The sequence below is a fragment of the Turicibacter bilis genome (genome assembly GCF_024499055.1).
GTDB classification, from domain to species: domain Bacteria; phylum Bacillota_I; class Bacilli_A; order MOL361; family Turicibacteraceae; genus Turicibacter; species Turicibacter bilis.
Map to the genome: position 1 here is coordinate 2311172 of NZ_CP071249.1, position 15227 is coordinate 2326398.

Genomic DNA, 15227 nt, shown 5'->3' on the forward strand with positions numbered 1-15227 from the left:
GTCATTTAATTCTAAAGGTAAATTGAAGAACAGGGGCGATAAAAGTGAAAATCTGCTATTTAGTAGTAAAAAATAATCAAATGTTAGAAGTTGATCAGAAAAAGATTACAGCAACTATTCTTGCTATGGTGAGTCTTGCCATTCCTAAACCAAATTCTATTGTCATTAGGGTAACTATGCCACCGATACCAAACGTCGACATAAAGGCATTAATTCAAGCGATTATTCAGGTTAAATATCCTCAATTGCTTAATATATACTTCACTAAAATTAGAAAAGATCATGAGCTTTTAAAGCTAGATTTTATTTAGTATTAAATATAGTTAGGTGACTAAATCAGCAAAGACTGTATGATTAACATTTAATTTTGCGTATAGAGATTGTAGAGAGTCGCACATACTAAAATAACAGAAAATTGTTTGAGTGCGGAGGAAATCAAATGTCAACTCGTTATCAAGAATGTGTAGATGAATGTTTAGCATGTATGAAGGCGTGTAACTTTTGTTTTAATGCGTGTTTAATTGATGATCATATGGAGCCTTTTGCTCATTGTATTCATTTAACAAAAGATTGTGCTGATATTTGTTCTTTTGTTGCAAAAGCTTTATCGTCACAAACAAACTTTAAGAATCAACTTTGTCAAGTGTGCGCAGAGATCTGTCGTGTTTGTAGTGTCGAATGTATGAAACATGCACATACTTATCAACATTGTTTACGTTGTGCACAAGCTTGTGAATCATGTGCTATTGCTTGCGATAAAGTACTAGAGGTTTATTGATTTGTGTCAGATGAATTTTTAAATAAAAGAGCTATCAGAGACAAAAAATTATAAAGTATTCAATAAGAAGTTAATTGAGGAAGAAAAGGTTCGTTTAGGAAGTAGTCATTTGATGGAGAAATTAGAGTCATGTAAAGGTGAATCTTTTAAGGTGTTTGTATTGATTAGGATATATGAAAATCACTGAAGTGAAAAATTAAATAAAAAATTAGTTTCTTTAATCCTAAGATTGTTTTTTCTTAGTATGATCATTTTGAAATGATGAAACAAGGAAATTCGCATGGGAAGCCTGTTAAATAATTAGCGGATTATTTTAATTGACTATCAGAAAAAGTGATTTGAATGAGTGAGGGTGAAAATGGATTTATCTGTATTCTGCTCTGCTCATATTTCAGTTGAGATGGTTAATAGCATAGAAGAGTTTAGATCAATTGTAAAATAGATTACCTCAAATAATAAAAAAAGCCTCACAAGATAGTACTGAATGTGAAAATCAGAATACTATCAGTGAGGTTTTAAATTATGTTATTAGACTTGTCCTAATAAAACTTGAACTAATAATGCCACAATTACAACAATGGCTGAAATAATGAATCCATGAAGCATAGGAAGGAAACCAGATTTTGTTACATCACGAATATCTGTTTTTAATCCGATTGCAGCTAATGCCATAACCATAAAGAATTTACTTAATGTTGAAAGAGTTGAACTTAATGCTGCTGGAATAATACCAACACTATTTAATAAAGCAGCTCCTAAGAATAATAAAATGAACCAAGGGAAAATCTTTTTGAGGTTAACTTTCTTTTGCTCAACTGCTGCACCTGCATTTTGTTTCATTTTTAATTTTTCATTTAAATATGAGAATGCTAATACGACAGGAATAATTGATAACGTACGTGTTAATTTTACGATCGTTGCGAAATCACCCGCTGCATCACTATAGGCATATCCCGCTGCAACAACTGAAGATGTATCATTTACGGCTGTACCAGCCCATAATCCAAAGGCCATATCACTTAGCCCAAGAGCCGCACCCATAATAGGGAATAAGATAACCATGACAACATCAAAAATAAATGTTGCAGAAATAGCATATGCGACGTCTGAATCATCTGCATCAATAACTTGTGATAAAGTGGCAACTGCTGTTCCACCACAAATTCCCGTTCCAGCTGAAATTAATGAACTAAGTTTCCAGTCCATTTTAAATAGTTTTCCGAATAGATAACCGAATCCAAATGCTGCCGCTAAAGTGAAGACCATAACAACAAGTGAGTATTTACCAACATGAATAATTTGGCTAACACTTAAGCTTGTTCCTAATAAGACAATGGCAACTTTTAAAAGTTTTTTTGAGCTAAAAGTAATTCCAGCTTTGTATGTCGTAGTGTCTTTCATGAAAAAGTTAATAGCCATCCCCATTAAAAGTGCAAATACACTCGCCCCAATGATATGAACATATTGATTTAAAATCGTTGCAATAATTGCAATTGCTAATGAAAGAAGTACACCAGGTAAAATTTTTTTCATAAAACTCCTCCTAATTTTTATTGTATCTTTACAATACCATGTAAATTGATATAATAAAAATTATACATTTTTATACAAATATAAATATTTCTTATAGTAGGTGGAGTATGATTGATTATCGATTGCTCACATTTATTGATGTGTGCGAAACAAGAAGTTTAACGAAAACAGCACAGTATCTTTGTTTAACCCAACCCGCAGTAACCCAGCATATTAAATATTTAGAAGAAACGTATAATACTAAATTATTAGTTTATGAAGGGAAGAAGATGCGACTTACAGAATCAGCACAGGTTCTTTTACAGTATGCATTAAAAACACAGGCTTTATTAAAATCAACCGAAACAGAGATGTATGAATTAAAAACAAAACAAGTGCGACTTAATTTTGGGGCAACCTTAACGATAGCAGACTATGTCATGCCGACCATCTTAGATGCTTATCTAAAGAGGTTTCCAGATATTCAACTTAACTTTAAAGTTCAAAATACAACTCATTTAATCGATGCTCTTTTAAAAGGTAAAATAGAATTTGCCTTTATCGAAGGATATTTTGATAAAGAGCAATTCGAGCATCATTTACTTAAGAAGGATGATTTTATTTTAGTTGCATCAGCTAATAGCCCCTTAGATGAAGTCATCACACTAGAGGAATTAAAAAAGCAACGACTCATTATCCGTGAGGTTGGATCAGGAAGTCGAGACATCTTAGAGAAATTGCTAGCTAATACGAATAGTTCACTTAACCAATTTAAACAGCTTGATGAAATTGGAAATTTAAAACTTTTGAAGTATCTAATCAAACAAAATCATGGTGTGACGTTTATTTATAAAGAAGCCGTTAAAGAGGAATTAGAAAGAAAAGAATTAAAACAAATTCAAGTTGAAGGAATTAATCTCAATCGCGAATTCAATTTTATCTATTTAAAATCATCTTTACAAAAAGAAAAATATTTAAACTTTTTAAAATTTGCTAAGAGTCAAATAGGGGAGTAACTATTTAAACATAAAAATATCACTGGTGCAAAGTAGGATTTTAAAAGTGTCTCATCTTATCAAAAGCGATTTATATATAAAACGAAAAATAATTTATATAAGTCTATTTAAGTTTTTTGCACGATAAAAACTAAAGCCCTAGTAGTGGAGGATTAGATTTCTTTCAGAAATCGCTAGGTGACCCAAGCCCTATCAGGGGAGGAAAGCTACGAGTTCGTAAACTTACTCCGTAGCATAGGTGGCCCCCAGGCTATAGTCTGACTTGAGGGGTATAACTATCAAATATTTAGATTGCTATCGTAAATGTAGAAATTATTTCTGTTTGTATTTAGCGACTAAAGCAAAAAAAGGAACTGATTTAAAAATCGGTTCCTTTTTTGCTTTAAAAAATTTCATTGAAATAGGAAAAGTAATTAATAATCAGTCGACTAAACATCTCCTGTAATAAATAATCGATACATTTAATCATGCATAACTTCATGATCAAGAAGTTGTAAGTTATATTGACGGATTAGTTCGCAAAGTCGTTTTGCATACTCAGGATTTCCAGCGATGTCCACAGCTGTACTATATCCCCCCACTTCAATTGCTTTAGCTTGAATGCGATAATTTTTGGCATCAAATACACCTGCTTCATGATAACATTCATTATTTAATAAGAAGTTCGCATGGTCCTCGATTGAAGCCAGCCAATTATCATATTCACGGAAAACTGCATCAATTACTTCATTATCATACTCTGTCGTTGTGTAAGTAGCATAATCTCCATCCCAAGAATCATCCGCTTTAATTCCGAAGAGGTTATACTCATTACGACTTAATTCAGATTGGCCCCAGTTAGATTCTAGAATAGCTTGAGCAATTGTAATTGACGGTAAAATCCCTGTTTTTCTATAATTGATTTTAGCGGGATTAACTAACTGATTAATAAATAAAGTTTCCTTCGCAGAAGGCTGTAATTTATGAGGGGTATAACCTTCATATTTTAAGTCCTCCATATATGTCTTAGCACGCTCACGTTCTTCATTCGTGTAAAGAGAATCGACTAACACTTCATCTAGGGATTTTACTCTCTCTCCATCAATGAATCGAGAAGCTGCTGTTTTGATTATCGTTTCATCAAGATTATATAAATTATTCTCTCGATTAATCGCAATTAGTGTTAAAACCTCTTTCCAGTTGAGTTGAACCTCATATCCACCTGCAGTATCAACTGTCTCTACTATGAAAGGAATATCCACCCCAGTTAAATCGATATGTTCTAGTGCTATGTCAAGATAATTATCATATTGGTGAACAATAACATATGGCTTGAGTGGTAATTTAATAATTAAAAAAGTTGTAATGGCAGCAATGATTAAATATTTGACTTTCATACAGGTCCCCCATTTGATATTAATAACACTAGAAATTGATAGCATAAATTTAAAAAGAAAGGATGATTTTATGATGACTCTGCACTATTTTAAAAGTTCTAGGTGTAGTGCATGTCTTGCACTATTTCCTAAAGTGGAACAATTATTAAAACAGTATCCTGAAATTAAACTTCATCTCATTAATGTAGATACACAAGCAGAACTTGCAGCATCTTTTAATATTTTTTCTGTTCCAGCTATCGTGGTAACGATTGATGAAAAACCATATATTAAAGAAGCAGGGATCTTTAGTGTTCAAACATTAGATGAAAAGATACATCGTTTATATCATTTATTCTATTAATTATAGCAAAAATTAGCAAAAAATATAGCTTAAATCTTAGAAGTATGCGATAATGGATTCTTATATCGATAATTCATCTCATTGTGTGCGTTTGCACACTTGGATAATTCGACAGTGTTCGATATACTGTAACTAGAGAGAGTGAATATAGAATAGATTACTATTTTTAAATGATATGAATGTACATTACCCGATGTACCCTAACATTCACATTCATTGATGAATGGTTCTATTCTAAATTACTACTCTCTAAGTGGGAAGTGTATGTCTAATACAAGTGGATCGTTTTTTTAATCATAGTATATGAGTAAAAGTTATTTGTCGTAGAGATGGGCTACGGTGAATAACTTTTTTAAAATAGAGTTGAGATTTTAAAAAGAGGATGAGTATATTGTATTAAAGCGATATCTTCAAAGCCAAATGAAGAAGGAGGCTATATTGTAAATCAGCATTTAGAAAATCCAATGGTGGAGTTCAAATCAAAGATTTAATTAAAAGTTCATTCAACAGCCGAGTAGTTTAATTAATCCAAAATATATATAAAGGGAAATCATATTGATTTCCCTTTTCTCGTGTTTAGAATGAAATTGTTCCATTAACCGAATCTAGTGCTCCTTCTTGTAGTTCAACGATTTGAACATACTCTGAAGGAATCTCATTTGTACAAGTAATACCAAAGTTCACAGAAGGTTTGAATCCAAATCGACCATAATAATCAGGATCACCTAATACAACGACTGACGTATAGTTCATTTCCTTTGCTAACTCAAAAGCTTTTTGAACGAGTTTTGTTCCAACTCCTTGATGGCGATAATCTAATTTAACAGTGAGTGGGGCTAAAAGAAGCATTCCCTTAAACGCAAATTTTGTAAGCATGATATGTCCAATTAATTGTTTGTTGTCTGTTGCGACTAATGCTAGTTCAGGAATATAGTTTTCACTCACGCGAAGCATGTTAACGAAGTCTTGTTCAGTACCGTCAGAAACAGCCGCTGTTTCAAAAGCTTCTTTTATAAAGTGATAAATCATTTCAAATTCAGTTTTTTCTTCACATTTAATGATTAATGTCATTTTCAGTTCCTCCTACTAATTAGTTATAGGTCTGGGAGGATGCATGTCAATCCTCCCTTATTGGACGGATTGCAGTAATAATGTTTGCTTCAAACAAACAACTCCTTTTATATGGATTTTTTCACATTATAACATGTTTCTCAAAATCCTGTCATATAATTTAAAGATATGAGAGGAGGAATGGGGGATATGCAAGTTGACCAAACTGTAATTAGTATTCAATATGGTGATGTAGATGGGGATTATAATTGTGAAAAAGTCGTTTTATTTGGGACACCTTATAGTCCAAGTCAATCTTACATTCAACAATTGGAATTGTTGATTCATTATATGGATGATAGAAAATTGAGATTTCAATTAGATTTAACGGGATATGATATTCGCTTATTTTTAGGAGATTTTTTAAAAACAAATCATAGTCAAATTCTTATTACGGGACGGACAGGCGGAAGTGGAGACTATGCCATTGCTCGTCTTTATAACTTAGAAAATAACAAACTTAAACTCATTTTAGATGAAGAAGACCTCTCAAGAAAACTAACCTGTCAAGCAGGATATATTAATATGAACGGAACATTGGGTGTGACGTGTCCTGCCACGGGGCAAACATTTATGCTAGAAAGTCGAGGACATTTTAATCCGTATGCTGGTATGCGACAAGATCCAATTCAACCAATGATTACAGCTGTTAATACCATTTATCCGATTCAACAGCCTTACGAAAACTATTATAGTCTGCAAATTCAACAACGAATCATTGGAGTCAACAATGCTGATTTATTAGGATTGATACAATCGGTTATTCAGGTAACACAGGAAGCTCCAATGATAAAAAGTCAGGCACTTGTTAAGTTTCCAAATACATAAAATAATTATTTAATTTTGATACAGGCTTGAAATAGAGGGGTTATCTTAAAAATAACTAGATAGATTTAGTTATTTACAGATAACCCCTTTTATTGTGTACAATCATCATTTAATAATGGCAGTGGATACGGGGAAGATATTCAATAAAATAAGTTGTCATAGATTCTATAATGTGGTAAATGTCATTGTTTTAACAGATAGGAGAGGCGAGATGAAAGGATGGAACAATCAGTATTGAGAGGATTTTTTTAAGAAAAGGGATTGAATGTTATGTTATTCAGTGATTTTAAAGCAGATATACAATATAAGCTAACTCATAATCGCAAAAAGGAGTTAATTTTTTAATTAGTATAGCAGAAAATCAATCTGTAAACATTCAACAATCAGAAAGATGTAAATCTTAGTAAATTTTGTTCATTACAAAAAATTTACTGAGACTATAGGAGGGGGAATGATAAAAACTTCAAACATTTAGTTTGTAATAGTAAATATAGAAAATATGAGGGTATAAAAAATCTGTTATATTAGAGGAGATAATATGCACGGATTTTTATAAAGAAAATGACTGATATACTGTGTGGGAAAAGATAAATTTGTCTTTAAAAAAGAATTTCTTCTTTATCATGATAGTGCATGGTATGATGGAATAAACAATAACATAGGGGAAAAGGAAAGTATGCAAAAAATTCAGAAGCCAAAGCGAATGAAATATTCCAAAGAAGATTTGATTTTTGAGGAAGCCATCATGGATGATCCGTATCTTGAAGGAGCTCTATTTGAAAATACAATGATTACAGATCAATGTATTGATCGATTGTATTTAAATAAATGTTATTTTAAAAATGTAATCTTTGAAAGTTGTCAATTCGACCGAATTGATTTAACAGATACGACATTTGATAACTGTGATTTATCTCATCTTAAATTGATGGATGGAACAATTCATCGTTGTGAGTTTATTAATTGTCGTTTAACTGGAAGTGATTTTTCAAATAGTAGTATTCAGAATACATTATTTAAGGATAATACTGCACGTTATGCAAACTTCTCATACAGTAAATTTAAGTCGGTGAATTTTATTAATAATCAAATGATGAATAGTAGTTTTAATGAGTGTAGTTACAGGAAGGTAAGTTATGATACTTGTAATTTATCTGAAAGTGAATTTATTAATACCTCATTAGCTACTTTAGATTTCTCGACGTGTGAGATTCATCAAGTCATCATTCCGATGGAACAGTTAAAGGGGTTAACTGTCTCAACAGAACAAGCTGTTCAATTAGCACAACTCTTGGGATTAAAGATTGTATAAGAGGTGAAAGAAATGAAGTATTATCACTATTATGAAAGTCCAATCGGAAAATTAGTTATTGTACACAATGATCGAGGAATTACAAATTTATACTTAGCACATCTTTTACAAATTGAAAATGCCATTCAAGAAGAGACGGACTTAATTAAAGAAGCAGTCAAGCAGCTTGATGAATACTTCAATGGACTGCGCCAATCTTTCGACTTACCATTAGCTCTAGCAGGAACTCATTTTCAACAGAAAGTTTGGCAAGCCCTTCGAAATATTCCTTGTGGAAAAACTTATAGTTATAAACAAATCGCAGAACAGATTGACAACCCAAAAGCTTCGCGTGCGATAGGAATGGCGAATAATAAAAATCCTATTTTACTTCTCATCCCTTGTCATCGTGTGATTGGTGGCAATGGAAAACTCGTCGGTTTTGCAGCGGGGCTAGAGGTTAAAAAGCATTTACTAACTTTAGAGGGGACTTCATATGAATGTTAAAGCACAACTTTTAGAATTAGCAGAACCAAGCTATCAGCAGTTTTCATCTCGTTTGCTTCCAGGAACACCGGATATTTTAGGTGTCCGTTTACCAATTTTACGCAAAATGGCAAAGCAAATTGCAAAAGAAAATTGGCGTGAATTTTTGAACCAAAATGATGATATTTACTTTGAAGAAATTATGCTAAGAGGGATGGTCATTGGCTATATTAAAGATATTTCTATTCATGAAGTGATGAAGCACATTCAAATTTTTGTGCCTCAGATTAATAATTGGTCTGTTTGTGATAGTTTTTGTTCTGGACTCAAGATTACGAAGCAGTATCAAAAACAATTTTGGCCTATGATTACCTCTTATCTTTCGTCGGATCAAGAGTTTGAAGTGAGATTTGCTGTTGTTATGCTGTTAATTTACTATGTAGATAACCAATATGTAACAGATGTTCTTCGGGAATTAGATCAGGTTCAGCATTCAGGGTACTACGTTCGTATGGCAATCGCATGGGCAATATCCGCTTGCTATGTGAGTTATCCTCATCTAACTTTAAGTTATTTAAAGCAGACACAACTGGATACATTTACTTACAATAAAGCTTTACAAAAAATTAGTGAATCGATGAAAAGCGATATAAAAACAAAAGAATTAATGAAACAAATGAAGCGAAATGAAGCAGATTAAAAAATAACACGAAGTGGAGAAAAAGTCGTAATTTGTTTGAAAATTAGAAATTTTAGGAGTATTATAATGTAGAAGTATGTATCATGTTGATAAAGGGAGTGAGCCTATGGCATTCATCAAGATTTATAAGATCACCAAAGACTACCATAAGAAAATTGATGCCATCATAGATAAGAAAAAAACTGGGGATAGTGAACTTATTTATAAATTCACAACGACAAATGAACCTATTCATCAACTAGAGTCAGCTTATCATATTATGCAACGATTTCCTGTTGATGAGTATGTTAAACCAGAGGTAGCTCACCAAATTGGAATCGAGTTTGCCACTCAATTTTTAAAAGACTACTCTGATTATGTGGTTGCTACACACACACATTCAAAGGTTTTACATAATCACATTATTTTTGTTTCAAGTTCAATGAAAGAAGATGAAATGTATCGTAAGCTATATGAAGAAAAACTTCATCAACTTGTCGTTAAGATTACTAATGATTGTTGTGCTAAGCATGGGCTATCAACAATTCAATATAAATAAAAACTCGCACCTAATATTAGGTGCGAGTTTTTACTACCATTCTTGCGGTGTATAATTTAAGTCTTGGAATAAACGTGTTTTTTCTTTCTTAGTTAAGTCACGCCATTGTCCAACGGGTAAGTTACCTAAGTGAATATTCATGATTCGAACACGCTGAAGACGATAAACTTCATATCCTAATGCTTCACACATACGACGAATTTGACGATTTAATCCTTGAGTTAAGATAATTTTAAATTCATATTTTGAAAGTTGTTCAACTTTACATGGTAATGTTTTTGTTCCAAGGATACGAACGCCTTTAGACATTTTTTCAACGAATTCAGGTGTGATTGGCTTATCAACAGATACAATATATTCCTTTTCATGATTGTTTTCAGCACGTAAAATTTTATTAACAATATCACCATCATTTGTTAATAAAATTAAACCATCTGAATCTTTATCTAAACGACCGATATTAAACACGCGTAATGGGTGGTTAACTAAGTCAACGATATTTCCTTTAACATTTTTCTCAGTAGTACATGTAATTCCAACAGGTTTATTTAAAGCAAGATAGACATTGTTACGTGCCAAACGAATACGTTGCCCATTAACCATAACCTCATCACCTGGCTTCACTTGATCACCGATTTTAGCTTTACGACCGTTAATTTTCACGCGTCCTTCTTCAATTAGTTTATCAGCTCCACGTCGAGAAGCTTTTCTAGATTCACTAATAAATTTATTTAAGCGCATATTTTCACACCCTTTAGCGAGATTTCTTGTTGCAAATCTTTCTAAGTATACTGTGATTTACATAACTTGTCGACTAAAAAGAGAAAATAGTGTCGAAAAAAGTCGTTTCATTAATATATTGTTCAACTGATTAAGAAAATATGAGTTATGATATAATAAAGGAAATATGACAGCAGGAGGTTTAGAAGATGGATCAACATTATTTAGTGATGTTCTTACGTGAAGGAAGTTATATTGAGTCTAATGTGGAGCTTTTAGAGCTGGATCGCTCAACAATTGCTGAAGTGGTAGATCGTTTAATTGACTATCATAACAGTGATGAATTAGAGGATGAACTTCGTAGCTGTGGTACAAATATTCGTGCCATTATTCGTGTTTACTTAAATCATGTTGGAGATTATGGTTATGAAGATTTCTATCATTTAGAATTAGTCACACCAAAATCATTATAGTAAAAAGCACTTATCTAAAAGATAAGTGCTTTTTACTGTCCAAAGAATCATTAATAGGCTATAATAACTTTTTTTATTTTATATAGCAGCTAGAAGAAGCTATTTATATTAGGGGGAATATTAATTTTTTAACAGGGGACGATAAATTAAAAAAGTATTACAAATAATATGGGATTAAATTAACGAATTTCGAAAGGTATAGATTTAGTATTAGTATGATTCAAAATAATAAACAGATGCCTCTAATTGAGACCAATGTAGAATTATAAAATACATTTCTGTTTCTATATAGATAATTTGGTATAATAAAAAAGATGTATCAAAAAACGGAGGTTCTAACATGAATAATAACGATATCTTAATTCGTATTCGATATGCACTAAACTTAAAAGATGGACAAATGGTTAAAATTTTCAAACTTGGTGGAGTAGAAGTCACAGAGGAAGAAGTAAAAAAAATGTTAACCAAAGTAAAAGAAGAATTTGGTTTTCAAGATGCTGACAGTAATGAAACCTTACCATGTAACAATAAAATGTTAGATGCATTCTTAAATGGATTAATTACGTTTAAACGTGGTCCACAAGAAAAGAAATCTGGACAACCTGAAAATCCAGTTAGTATTACAAGACGTAATAACATTAATAATATCGTACTAAAGAAATTAAAAATTGCACTATCTTTAACGTCAGAGGAAGTTATTGATATTTTAGGATTAGCGGGTGTTAAAATTTCAAAGGGCGAATTAAGTGCCGTACTTCGTAAAGAAGGACATAAAAATTATAAAGAGTGTGGCGATCGTTACTTACGTAATTTCTTAAAAGGATTAGCCATTCAATACCGTACAACGCAAAAATAATAAATAAAGCCTTATCCTTATGATAAGGTTTTTTACTTTTTAATTGGTATATTATGTCTTAATTTGAAACAAATTGTCGTTGAAAAAAGTTTCATTTATTGATATAATTTAACTTCAAAAGAGCTGCTTATGATGAAAAATTTCTATACATTGGAGAAGTGAAAAATGACAGTAAGAATTGCAATTCTAGGTGGACCAAGATGTGGTAAAACAACGTTAATTCAACAATTATATGTGGATATGAAAATCCGTGATATTAATGTCGGGGTTGCGACTGAATATAGTACCGATTATTTACGTGATAAAGGAATGATCGAATCAATTTCAGAGCAATACGGAATTTATTTAGGACAATTACATTTAGAAAAAGCATTAGATGGACATGAATATGCAGTTACGGATTACGCAACATTTGTTCCATATATTTATGGACGCTTAATGCTTGGAGATAAAAAACGTACTAAAAAAGAAATTGAGATTTTAAATGACTTATATAGTTTAGCAATTCGTGACTTACCTCAGTACGACTATATCTTCTTTGTACCTCGTGAATTTGGATATAAAAAAGATGGAGTTCGTTGGCAGGATGAAGAAGTTGCTCAAATGGTGGATGATGCAATCTTAAACTTCTTAAATGCAGAGAATGTGAAGTATGAAGTTATCACAGGTTCAACGCGAGAACGCTCAGAAAAAATCTTAAATATTGTTGGAATTGAAAAAGAAATTGTTAAACCGCAACCAGTAGAAGAATTAGCTGAATAATAAATAAAATAAAGCCTATATCAATTTTCGATATAGGCTTTATTTCATTATAAACATTTTTCAAAAGCTACACGTTTACTGCCATCAGCTAGATAAATGACACCGCAATAATCAAATCCATTTTTTATAAGAGAGCGTTGCATCGCTTGGTTATCCTCATGTGTATCGACTTTAATGCTACCAACACTTTTTTTATTACACATTAATTCAGTTTGTTTAATCATTTCAGATGAGAGCCCGATTCCTTTTAACTCATGATCAACTGCAATCCGATGGATGACGGCATAGTTATCATTACTTTTCCAATCCCCTTCAAAAATTTTATTATAAGTAGCTTCTCCTTCAAAAGAAATAGCGATGGTTCCAACAATCTCATTATTTTTTATTAAGACAAAACTATGTCCATTTTTAATATCATTTTCAATGACTTTAGCATTTGGATAACCATTTTGCCATTGATTGATTCCCTTTTCTTTGAAATATTGTTGAGCTTGTTTAATAATCTCCATGACACGTTCAATATCTTCTAGTTTAGTATATCTTAATGCTAACATCTTTATTCTCCTTTCAAAAGTGGATAATTATTAATCATTATATCACCAAGTTCTATAACATAACTCTAATGTTTTCGACGAATTTCGCGATTAGAAATGACTAATTCGTACATACTAATGAAGTAAAACTAAAGGAGGTAGTCGCTATGCAGACTGGAACTAGACGTGTTGTATTAGTTGGTACAGGATTTGTTGGAATGAGCTTTGCGTATTCAATGGTAAACCAAGGTGGAGCTGAGGAGTTAGTTCTAATTGACGTTAATCATGAAAAAGCTGTTGGTGAAGCCATGGACTTAAATCACGGGATTCCATTTGGCCCAGAAAAAATTGAAATCTGGGCTGGAGATTACTCAGACTGTAAAACAGCCGATATCGTTGTTGTGACAGCTGGTGTTAATCAACAACCCGGAGAAACACGCTTAGCCTTAGTTGAACGAAATGCGAAAATCATGCGTGATGTTATTAAAAATGTTATGCAATCAGGATTTAATGGAATTCTGTTAATTGCAAGTAACCCTGTTGATGTCTTAACTTATATTGCTTGGCAAGAATCAGGTTTACCAAAACATCGTGTCATTGGGACCGGAACAACACTTGATACCGCTCGTTTAAGATACCAAATGGGTAAATATTTAGACGTCGATCCTCGTAACGTTCACGGTTATATTGTCGGTGAGCATGGTGATACTGAAACGCCATTATGGTCACATACAAGCGTCGGTGTCAAACCAATCTTCGATATTATTAAAGATCATCCAGAATACAAAAGAGAAGATTTAGAAGAAATCTATGTCAACGTCCGTGATGCTGCTTATCATATTATTGAACGTAAACGTGCCACTTATTACGGAATTGGGATGTGTATCACGCGTATTGTTAAAGCCATCCTAAATGACGAAAACTCAGTCTTACCAGTGTCAGCTTATTTAGATGGTGAATATGGTCTTCATGATATCTTTACCGGTGTGCCTGCGATTGTCAATCGTAACGGAATTCGCGAAGTCTTTAACTTAAATATTAGTTCAGAAGAACTCGAACAATTAACTAAATCCGTCTCAATTTTAAAAGAAACATTAGATACCGTGCGTTAATTGAATAAAAGAAACCTCAATCTAGTATTGAGGTTTTTTTATGTATCGCACTTCATATTACAATCTGTCATAACAAAAAAAACCACTTACCGTTTCAAGGGCGGCAAGTGGTTTTTATTATTTCCCTACACATTCACGACAACGATTATAATCATCCTGCATTGGGAAACGTGAATCGACACGCCCACCTGGTCCAACTTCTAGATTACAATTCGCACAATAAGGGATTTCATCGTAAGTTCCATCTTCATAAAGCATAGATAAAGGTTGCATCACAAACTCTTCAAACATCTTGTCACCTCATTTCTTTATAGATAAAAATGACTATATCATTTATATCATATCTTAATCAACGACAAAATAAAATCCCTAATAACCTTAATCAAAAGAACCTAGGGTTTAATATAATATGAGATAGGCTGATTGGGTTAGTAATAAATAATTAATTAAAACTGAAATGTACCGTATAAATTTATTAGGTATTGAATATAGTTTTAATTGTAGAGTTAGTGAAATATTAGGTTAAATGATTTGAATATACTAAGTTTGTTTGAATTTATTTACAAATAATGGAAAATATTTTAAAATGATTAATAACTTAATAAAAAATAATTAAGGTAGAGGCTGCGGTTCTTAAGAGTATTCATAATGAGGTAAGCGCAATGAAGTATGAAGAAAGGAATAACCGCCGAAGGCTATAACTGAAGCTTTAAGGTTATAGACCTGGGGGTGTATAGAAGATATGCATCACTGTCACAAATGCAAATTTGTGTTGAGCTACATTTAAGAAATA

The 15227-nt window shown here is 32.2% G+C and carries 19 protein-coding genes and 1 riboswitch; of the genes, 13 read left to right on the plus strand and 6 right to left on the minus strand.

Annotated elements, in window-relative coordinates; translation table 11 throughout:
• The first annotated feature begins 44 nt into the window (after nucleotides 1-44).
• Nucleotides 45-311 carry a hypothetical protein gene (locus J0J69_RS11130; protein ID WP_055245092.1) on the plus strand — a complete coding sequence of 89 codons (267 nt, stop codon included), beginning with the start codon at nucleotides 45-47 and terminating at the stop codon, nucleotides 309-311.
• Nucleotides 312-439: 128 nt separating this feature from the next.
• On the plus strand, nucleotides 440-778 hold the full coding sequence (locus J0J69_RS11135; protein WP_055245090.1) for a four-helix bundle copper-binding protein: 339 nt from the start codon (nucleotides 440-442) through the stop codon (nucleotides 776-778).
• Between the two features lie 528 nt (nucleotides 779-1306).
• Here the strand turns inward: J0J69_RS11135 and J0J69_RS11140 are convergent.
• On the minus strand, nucleotides 1307-2311 hold the full coding sequence (locus J0J69_RS11140) for a YeiH family protein (protein ID WP_055245088.1): 1005 nt from the start codon (nucleotides 2309-2311) through the stop codon (nucleotides 1307-1309).
• A 107-nt stretch (nucleotides 2312-2418) separates the two neighbouring features.
• Here J0J69_RS11140 and J0J69_RS11145 point away from each other — a divergent pair, with 107 nt between their 5' ends.
• Complete coding sequence (locus tag J0J69_RS11145) at nucleotides 2419-3306, plus strand: LysR family transcriptional regulator (protein WP_212726093.1); 888 nt, start codon at nucleotides 2419-2421, stop codon at nucleotides 3304-3306.
• A gap of 461 nt (nucleotides 3307-3767) precedes the next feature.
• Here the strand turns inward: J0J69_RS11145 and J0J69_RS11150 are convergent, their stop codons facing one another.
• Nucleotides 3768-4682: a glycoside hydrolase family 73 protein gene (locus tag J0J69_RS11150; protein ID WP_212726092.1), complete on the minus strand. Its 915-nt coding sequence runs from the start codon at nucleotides 4680-4682 to the stop codon at nucleotides 3768-3770.
• Between the two features lie 70 nt (nucleotides 4683-4752).
• Here J0J69_RS11150 and J0J69_RS11155 point away from each other — a divergent pair, with 70 nt between their 5' ends.
• The gene (locus tag J0J69_RS11155; protein WP_147614363.1) at nucleotides 4753-5025 is read left to right on the plus strand and encodes a thioredoxin family protein; all 273 of its coding nucleotides are present in this window, start codon (nucleotides 4753-4755) and stop codon (nucleotides 5023-5025) included.
• A gap of 576 nt (nucleotides 5026-5601) precedes the next feature.
• Here J0J69_RS11155 and J0J69_RS11160 read toward each other — a convergent pair.
• On the minus strand, nucleotides 5602-6096 hold the full coding sequence (locus tag J0J69_RS11160; RefSeq protein WP_055305490.1) for a GNAT family N-acetyltransferase: 495 nt from the start codon (nucleotides 6094-6096) through the stop codon (nucleotides 5602-5604).
• 189 nt (nucleotides 6097-6285) lie between these two features.
• On the opposite strand from J0J69_RS11160, the gene J0J69_RS11165 reads away from it, so the two are divergent.
• The 5 genes from J0J69_RS11165 (at nucleotide 6286) to J0J69_RS11185 (ending at nucleotide 9978) form a co-directional block, all read left to right on the plus strand.
• Nucleotides 6286-6963 carry a YybI family spore inner coat protein gene (locus tag J0J69_RS11165; RefSeq protein ID WP_212725200.1) on the plus strand — a complete coding sequence of 226 codons (678 nt, stop codon included), beginning with the start codon at nucleotides 6286-6288 and terminating at the stop codon, nucleotides 6961-6963.
• Between the two features lie 676 nt (nucleotides 6964-7639).
• Entirely contained in the window at nucleotides 7640-8275 is a 636-nt protein-coding gene (locus J0J69_RS11170) for a pentapeptide repeat-containing protein (protein WP_055243276.1), read from the plus strand.
• Between the two features lie 12 nt (nucleotides 8276-8287).
• Complete coding sequence (locus tag J0J69_RS11175; RefSeq protein ID WP_212725199.1) at nucleotides 8288-8761, plus strand: methylated-DNA--[protein]-cysteine S-methyltransferase; 474 nt, start codon at nucleotides 8288-8290, stop codon at nucleotides 8759-8761.
• Nucleotides 8751-9440, plus strand: a complete 690-nt coding sequence (locus J0J69_RS11180; protein WP_055243274.1) for a DNA alkylation repair protein — start codon at nucleotides 8751-8753, stop codon at nucleotides 9438-9440. Before J0J69_RS11175 ends, J0J69_RS11180 begins: the two co-directional genes overlap by 11 nt.
• A gap of 106 nt (nucleotides 9441-9546) precedes the next feature.
• The gene (locus J0J69_RS11185; RefSeq protein ID WP_172676272.1) at nucleotides 9547-9978 is read left to right on the plus strand and encodes a relaxase/mobilization nuclease domain-containing protein; all 432 of its coding nucleotides are present in this window, start codon (nucleotides 9547-9549) and stop codon (nucleotides 9976-9978) included.
• Between the two features lie 33 nt (nucleotides 9979-10011).
• Here J0J69_RS11185 and rluF read toward each other — a convergent pair whose 3' ends face one another.
• Nucleotides 10012-10719: a 23S rRNA pseudouridine(2604) synthase RluF gene (gene rluF / locus J0J69_RS11190; RefSeq protein ID WP_212725198.1), complete on the minus strand. Its 708-nt coding sequence runs from the start codon at nucleotides 10717-10719 to the stop codon at nucleotides 10012-10014.
• A gap of 188 nt (nucleotides 10720-10907) precedes the next feature.
• Here rluF and J0J69_RS11195 point away from each other — a divergent pair, with 188 nt between their 5' ends.
• The 3 genes from J0J69_RS11195 to J0J69_RS11205 all read left to right on the plus strand — a co-directional run bounded on the left by J0J69_RS11195 (nucleotide 10908) and on the right by J0J69_RS11205 (nucleotide 12789).
• Nucleotides 10908-11171, plus strand: coding sequence for a hypothetical protein (locus tag J0J69_RS11195; protein ID WP_055243271.1), 264 nt, complete (start codon nucleotides 10908-10910; stop codon nucleotides 11169-11171).
• A gap of 340 nt (nucleotides 11172-11511) precedes the next feature.
• Nucleotides 11512-12027, plus strand: a complete 516-nt coding sequence (locus J0J69_RS11200; protein WP_055243270.1) for a YehS family protein — start codon at nucleotides 11512-11514, stop codon at nucleotides 12025-12027.
• A gap of 165 nt (nucleotides 12028-12192) precedes the next feature.
• A complete protein-coding gene (locus J0J69_RS11205; RefSeq protein ID WP_055243269.1) occupies nucleotides 12193-12789 on the plus strand; it encodes an ATP/GTP-binding protein in 597 nt (198 codons plus the stop codon).
• A gap of 47 nt (nucleotides 12790-12836) precedes the next feature.
• Here J0J69_RS11205 and J0J69_RS11210 read toward each other — a convergent pair whose 3' ends face one another.
• The gene (locus tag J0J69_RS11210; RefSeq protein ID WP_055305484.1) at nucleotides 12837-13343 is read right to left on the minus strand and encodes a GNAT family N-acetyltransferase; all 507 of its coding nucleotides are present in this window, start codon (nucleotides 13341-13343) and stop codon (nucleotides 12837-12839) included.
• Nucleotides 13344-13489: 146 nt separating this feature from the next.
• On the opposite strand from J0J69_RS11210, the gene J0J69_RS11215 reads away from it, so the two are divergent.
• Complete coding sequence (locus J0J69_RS11215; RefSeq protein ID WP_212726091.1) at nucleotides 13490-14434, plus strand: L-lactate dehydrogenase; 945 nt, start codon at nucleotides 13490-13492, stop codon at nucleotides 14432-14434.
• 117 nt (nucleotides 14435-14551) lie between these two features.
• Here J0J69_RS11215 and J0J69_RS11220 read toward each other — a convergent pair whose 3' ends face one another.
• Nucleotides 14552-14725, minus strand: coding sequence for a hypothetical protein (locus J0J69_RS11220; protein WP_156343916.1), 174 nt, complete (start codon nucleotides 14723-14725; stop codon nucleotides 14552-14554).
• A 319-nt stretch (nucleotides 14726-15044) separates the two neighbouring features.
• Nucleotides 15045-15222: riboswitch (Lysine riboswitch) on the plus strand.
• Nucleotides 15223-15227: the final 5 nt, after the last annotated feature.

Excerpts from the sequence above, each read along its gene's own strand:
- J0J69_RS11150 (WP_212726092.1), bottom strand. The coding sequence starts at position 4,682 with ATGAAAGTCAAATATTTAATCATTGCTGCCATTACAACTTTTTTAATT.
- J0J69_RS11170 (WP_055243276.1), top strand. The coding sequence starts at position 7,640 with ATGCAAAAAATTCAGAAGCCAAAGCGAATGAAATATTCCAAAGAAGAT.
- J0J69_RS11175 (WP_212725199.1), top strand. The coding sequence starts at position 8,288 with ATGAAGTATTATCACTATTATGAAAGTCCAATCGGAAAATTAGTTATT.
- J0J69_RS11200 (WP_055243270.1), top strand. The coding sequence starts at position 11,512 with ATGAATAATAACGATATCTTAATTCGTATTCGATATGCACTAAACTTA.
- J0J69_RS11155 (WP_147614363.1), top strand. The coding sequence starts at position 4,753 with ATGATGACTCTGCACTATTTTAAAAGTTCTAGGTGTAGTGCATGTCTT.
- J0J69_RS11165 (WP_212725200.1), top strand. The coding sequence starts at position 6,286 with ATGCAAGTTGACCAAACTGTAATTAGTATTCAATATGGTGATGTAGAT.
- J0J69_RS11180 (WP_055243274.1), top strand. The coding sequence starts at position 8,751 with ATGAATGTTAAAGCACAACTTTTAGAATTAGCAGAACCAAGCTATCAG.
- J0J69_RS11210 (WP_055305484.1), bottom strand. The coding sequence starts at position 13,343 with ATGTTAGCATTAAGATATACTAAACTAGAAGATATTGAACGTGTCATG.
- J0J69_RS11160 (WP_055305490.1), bottom strand. The coding sequence starts at position 6,096 with ATGACATTAATCATTAAATGTGAAGAAAAAACTGAATTTGAAATGATT.
- J0J69_RS11185 (WP_172676272.1), top strand. The coding sequence starts at position 9,547 with ATGGCATTCATCAAGATTTATAAGATCACCAAAGACTACCATAAGAAA.
- J0J69_RS11215 (WP_212726091.1), top strand. The coding sequence starts at position 13,490 with ATGCAGACTGGAACTAGACGTGTTGTATTAGTTGGTACAGGATTTGTT.
- J0J69_RS11135 (WP_055245090.1), top strand. The coding sequence starts at position 440 with ATGTCAACTCGTTATCAAGAATGTGTAGATGAATGTTTAGCATGTATG.
- J0J69_RS11220 (WP_156343916.1), bottom strand. The coding sequence starts at position 14,725 with ATGTTTGAAGAGTTTGTGATGCAACCTTTATCTATGCTTTATGAAGAT.
- J0J69_RS11205 (WP_055243269.1), top strand. The coding sequence starts at position 12,193 with ATGACAGTAAGAATTGCAATTCTAGGTGGACCAAGATGTGGTAAAACA.
- rluF (WP_212725198.1), bottom strand. The coding sequence starts at position 10,719 with ATGCGCTTAAATAAATTTATTAGTGAATCTAGAAAAGCTTCTCGACGT.
- J0J69_RS11195 (WP_055243271.1), top strand. The coding sequence starts at position 10,908 with ATGGATCAACATTATTTAGTGATGTTCTTACGTGAAGGAAGTTATATT.
- J0J69_RS11145 (WP_212726093.1), top strand. The coding sequence starts at position 2,419 with ATGATTGATTATCGATTGCTCACATTTATTGATGTGTGCGAAACAAGA.
- J0J69_RS11140 (WP_055245088.1), bottom strand. The coding sequence starts at position 2,311 with ATGAAAAAAATTTTACCTGGTGTACTTCTTTCATTAGCAATTGCAATT.